The organism is Mesorhizobium sp. M7A.F.Ca.ET.027.03.2.1 (genome assembly GCF_003999175.1).
Taxonomy (GTDB): domain Bacteria; phylum Pseudomonadota; class Alphaproteobacteria; order Rhizobiales; family Rhizobiaceae; genus Mesorhizobium.
On sequence record NZ_RZOM01000442.1, the window covers coordinates 1 to 4735 of the forward strand.

The following is a 4735-nucleotide window of genomic DNA, read 5'->3' on the forward strand; positions in this document are numbered from 1 at the left end:
GCATGGGCCTGTTCGGCCCGGTGGCGCTTCTGCCGGAATTTCCCGACCATGTCGACTTGATCGAGGTCGCCGACGAAGCGCATCCGTTCCGGCTGACGACGTCGCCGGCGCGCAATTTTCTCAACTCGACCTTTTCGGAAACGCCGGTGTCGAAGGCCAGGGAGGGCCGCCCGGAACTGCTTCTGCATCCCGACGATGCCGCAGCCCTTGGGTTGGCCGACGGCGATCGCGTCGAGGTCGGCAACACGCGCGGCGAAGTCGTGCTGCATGCAAAGCTGTTTGACGGGATCAAGCGCGGCGTCGTCATCGCCGAAGGCATCTGGCCAAACAGCGCCCATGAGCGCGGCGAAGGCATCAACGTTCTGACCGGCGCCGATGCGCCGGCGCCCTATGGCGGTGCTGCCTTCCACGACAACAAGGTCTGGCTGCGCGCGGCAGGCTGAGGTCGGCGAGAACTCCGCTCGTCTCGCGCCAGATCAGACCGTGCAGGATTTTTCGGCCGCCTGACGCTAGCCGGGCAATGGCACCGTCAACCCGACCTTGACCCGGTCCATCGCAACAAAAGTTCGGAACTTGCGGACATTGTTGCTGTCGAAGAACAGTTTTCGCGTCAGCGCCTCATAGGCGGCCATGTCGGCCACGGTGATGACCAGGATGAAATCGGCCTCGCCGGTGACATAGTAGCATTGCTGAACCTCGGGGGTTGCCGAGAATTGCCGCTTGGCCGCGTCGATCAGTTCGGCACGTTCGCTCTCGAGTTCCACCTCGACGAAGATGGTGATCGGCTGGCCGACCGCTGCCGGCTCGACGACCGCGACATTGCCGGCGATGACGCCGGTCTGCTCCATGCGCTTGATGCGGCGCTGCACCGCCGGTGCCGACAGGTTCACCGCCTCGCCGATCAGCCGCTGCGGCGTCGTGTTGTCGCGCTGCAGGATAGCAAGGATGGCGAGATCGAAACTGTCGAGAATGGGTGGCGATACAGGCAATGGAGAGGTCCTCGGCGAAACAAACTTGCATTTGGGAGGCCATATTACAGCGCCCTTTGCACCGGTCCTGCAATATATTCTCGCCGAACGCCAAGGAGGCCCGCCAGTGTTCCTGCTCAACCGCAATAGTCTGCATCGCCTGCCACTCGATCCGGCCGATGCCGAAATCCTCGGCGTGGCCGGCGCTGACACGGTCGAGCGTTTTCTTTCCCGTCGCGACAATCACCTGAAAACGCCGCTGCATGCGCTTCCGGCGTTTGCCAGCGAACTCGGAATTAGCGCTATCCATATCAAGGATGAAGGCTTTCGCCTCGGCCTCGGCAGCTTCAAGGCTCTGGGCGGCGCTTATGCCGTCTTCCGCCTGGTGCTGGAGGAGGCAGGCAACCGGCTTGGCCGGCCCGTCGATGTTGCCGATCTCGATCGGCCCGACGTGTGTGCCGTCGCCGCGGCGATGACATTTGCCTGTGCGACCGACGGCAATCATGGCCGCTCCGTTGCGCAAGGCGCGCAACTCGTCGGCGCGCGGGCGGCGATCTTCGTCCACGCCGGCGTCAGCGAGGAGCGCATAGCGGCGATCGCCCGCTATGGTGCCGAGATGATCCGCGTCGACGGCAACTATGATGATTCGGTCAGGCAGGCCGCCCAGGTTTCGGCCGAGAAGGGCTGGACCGTCGTGTCCGACACCTCATGGTCGGGCTATGAACGGATTCCTGGCCTGGTCATGCAGGGCTATACGGCGATCGTGCGCGAAGCGCTGCGTCAGCTCCCTCGGACACCAACCCACGTCTTTGTGCAGGCTGGTGTCGGTGGCATTGCCGCCGCGCTGGCCGGTCATCTCGCCATCGTGCTCGGTGACGCCAGGCCGACCTTCATCGTGGTCGAGCCGGCGCGTGCAGCCTGTGTTTTTGCAGCCGCCCAGTCCGGGCACCCGGTCAAGGTCGCGCATGGCCGGCCGACGGTGATGGCCATGCTTGAATGCTACGAGGCCTCCCCGGTAGCCTGGCGGGTGCTGGCGCGCGCCGCCGATGCCTTCATGACGGTGGATGAGACCGACGCCATCACGGTGATGCGGCGGTTGGCCCGGCCGGCCGGCGGGGATCCGGTGATCGTCGCCGGCGAAAGCGGCGGTGTTGGTCTTGCCGGGCTGATCCGGGCGATGGCTGACAACCCGACCGAGCTTGGACTGGACGGCAAATCGCGGGTGCTGGTGATCAACACCGAAGGTGCCACCGACCCGCATCGCTATGCCGAGCTGGTCGGCATGAGCCCGGCCGATGTGCTGGAAGGCAAGATGAAAGCCGAGGCAACGGCATGATCGCCATCGATGCACAGCGCCTGCTTGGCCGTATCCGCGAACTCGGTGCCGTCGGTCGCGACGGCGAGGACAGGCTGATCCGGCTGGCCGCCTCCGACACCGACAAGCAGGGCCGCGATCTCTTCGTCGGCTGGCTGCGGCAGGCCGGACTCGATGTCGCCATCGACCGGGTCGGCAATATTTTCGGCACCTGGCAAAGCCCGGACAACAGGGAGCAGGCGCCGCTGCTCATCGGCTCGCATATCGACACCGTCATCGATGCCGGCATCTATGACGGCTGCTACGGGGTGCTTGCCGGGCTGGAAGTGATCGAGACGCTCAAGGCGACAGGCTTTTCGCCGTCGCGCCCGATCGCGGTCGCCGCTTTCACCAATGAGGAGGGCGTACGCTACACGCCCGACATGATGGGCTCGCTGGTCCACGCCGGCGGCATCGATGCCGAAACGGTGCTGGCGGCCGTCGGCACGGACGGCAGCGTGCTGGGGCAGGAACTCGCCCGCATCGGCTATGCCGGCGACAGGGAGCCCGGTTTCCTCAAGCCGCACGCCTATCTCGAACTGCACATCGAACAGGGGCCGGTGCTGGAGCGTGAAAGCGTGCCGATCGGCGCGGTGGAGAATCTGCAAGGCATCTCCTGGCAGCGTATCACCATAGAGGGCGTCGCCAATCATGCCGGCACCACGCCGATGTCGATGCGCAACGATGCCGGCCACGCCGCCGCCCGGACCATCACCTTCCTGCTCGACCGGATCAAAGCCTCGAACGCGCCGACGGTGGCGACCGTGGGTACGATCCGCTTCGAGCCGAATGCCATCAACGTCATTCCCTCGCGCGCCGTCTTCACCATCGATCTGCGCGACCCCGACGAACAGCGCCTGCAGGCGGAGGAGGCGGCGCTTGCCGCCTATCTCGAGCAGCTTGCCACCGATGAGAACCTGACGATCTCGGTCGAGCAACTGGCTCGCTTCGAGCCGGTGATCTTCGACCTTCGCATCGTCGAACGAATCGAGGCGGCCGCGAAACGCCGTGGCCTTGGCGTCAGGCGCATGACGTCCGGCGCCGGCCACGATGCACAGATGCTGGCGCGCATCGCACCGGCGGCCATGATCTTCGTGCCGAGCGCCGGCGGCATCAGTCACAGTCCGCGCGAACACACCGATGATGCCGAGCTTGTTGCCGGGGCCAACATCCTGCTTGATGTGGCCGCGCAACTGGCAAACTAGGTCAGAAGGGGCGGAAAATGTCTGAACTCGATCGCGATGCGCTGAAGCAGGAAATGATTTTCTGGCGGCGCGATCTGCACGCGCATCCCGAGTTCGGTTTCGAGGAGAAGCGTACCGCAGCCTTCGTCGCCGCTAAATTGCGTGAGTTCGGCCTCGATGATGTCACCGAAGGCGTCGGCGGCACCGGCGTCGTCGGCACGCTGACGCGCGGCAGCGGCAACCGGGCGATTGCGCTCAGGGCCGACATGGATGCACTGCGCATATCAGAGCAATCGGACGCATCCTACCGATCCGGCAATCCTGGCATCATGCATGCCTGCGGCCATGACGGCCACACCACCATGCTGCTCGGCGCGGCAAAGCTGCTGGCAGGTGAGGGCGGTTTCGACGGCACCGTGCGCTTCGTCTTCCAGCCGGCCGAGGAATGGGGCAGGGGGGCACTCGCCATGCTCGACGATGGGCTGATGCAGCGCTTTCCCTTCGATGAGATTTTTGGCCTGCACAACATGCCCGGCCTGCCGATCGGTCATTTCGAGACCCGTGCCGGCCCTATCATGTCGGCCGAGGATATCTTCGAGATCGTGCTTAAAGGGCTCGGCGGCCATGCCGCGCGGCCGCATGCGGGCAACGAGACGCTGGTCGCCGCCTGCGCACTGGTCACCAATCTGCAGACCATCGTCTCGCGCCGGCTGAGCCCGGCCGACATATCGGTGGTTTCGGTGACCGAGCTGATCACCGACGGCACCCGCAACGCTCTGCCCGGCCTTGCCCGCATCCTCGGCGATGCGCGCAGCTTCCGCCCCGAGGTCAGCGCCGAGATCGAGCGGCAGATGCGCATCATTACGCAGGGCACCGCTGCCGCCTACAATGTCGCGGCCGAGGTCAATTACAGCAGGGAGTTCGTGCCGCTGCGCAACGATGCCGAGCTGGTCGATGCCGCATTTGCCGCCGCAAGGCACGTCTTCGAACCCGGCAACATCGCCGTCGCCCGCGAGCCGATGACCGCCTCCGAGGATTTCGCCCGCTTCCTCGACCATGTGCCGGGCTGCTTCGTCTTCCTCGGCAATGGCGAGGGCTCGGCGCCGCTGCACAATTCCAGCTACGACTTCAACGATGACGGGCTGTTGTTCGGCACTAATTTCCATTTCGCGCTGGTCAGGCAACGACTGGGCGGCGAGGCGGGAAGATGAAGGAGATTGCCGGGATGC

5 protein-coding genes are annotated in these 4735 nt (G+C 65.0%); 4 read left to right on the forward strand and 1 reads right to left on the reverse strand.

Features of this window, described 5'->3' with window-relative positions:
- Positions 1 to 443 (forward strand): molybdopterin dinucleotide binding domain-containing protein (locus tag EN750_RS19210; protein ID WP_281062309.1); only part of this gene is annotated, 443 nt, incomplete at its 5' end.
- A gap of 66 nt (positions 444 to 509) precedes the next feature.
- Here EN750_RS19210 and EN750_RS19215 read toward each other — a convergent pair.
- A complete protein-coding gene (locus tag EN750_RS19215) occupies positions 510 to 989 on the reverse strand; it encodes an Lrp/AsnC family transcriptional regulator (protein ID WP_127397344.1) in 480 nt (159 codons plus the stop codon).
- Between the two features lie 106 nt (positions 990 to 1095).
- On the opposite strand from EN750_RS19215, the gene EN750_RS19220 reads away from it, so the two are divergent.
- Genes EN750_RS19220 through EN750_RS19230 form a run of 3 tightly spaced genes read left to right on the forward strand, consistent with a single transcriptional unit; the run spans position 1096 to position 4717 of the window.
- A complete protein-coding gene (locus tag EN750_RS19220) occupies positions 1096 to 2304 on the forward strand; it encodes a diaminopropionate ammonia-lyase (protein WP_127397345.1) in 1209 nt (402 codons plus the stop codon).
- Positions 2301 to 3527 (forward strand): Zn-dependent hydrolase, encoded by a 1227-nt coding sequence (locus EN750_RS19225; RefSeq protein WP_127397346.1) that lies wholly within the window; start codon positions 2301 to 2303, stop codon positions 3525 to 3527. Before EN750_RS19220 ends, EN750_RS19225 begins: the two co-directional genes overlap by 4 nt.
- Before the next feature lie 17 nt (positions 3528 to 3544).
- The gene (locus tag EN750_RS19230; protein ID WP_127397347.1) at positions 3545 to 4717 is read left to right on the forward strand and encodes a M20 aminoacylase family protein; all 1173 of its coding nucleotides are present in this window, start codon (positions 3545 to 3547) and stop codon (positions 4715 to 4717) included.
- Positions 4718 to 4735 lie beyond the last annotated feature (18 nt).

Bases quoted from the DNA above. Each gene is read 5' to 3' on its own strand.
- EN750_RS19225 (WP_127397346.1), top strand. From the start codon at position 2,301: ATGATCGCCATCGATGCACAGCGCCTGCTTGGCCGTATCCGCGAACTC.
- EN750_RS19230 (WP_127397347.1), top strand. From the start codon at position 3,545: ATGTCTGAACTCGATCGCGATGCGCTGAAGCAGGAAATGATTTTCTGG.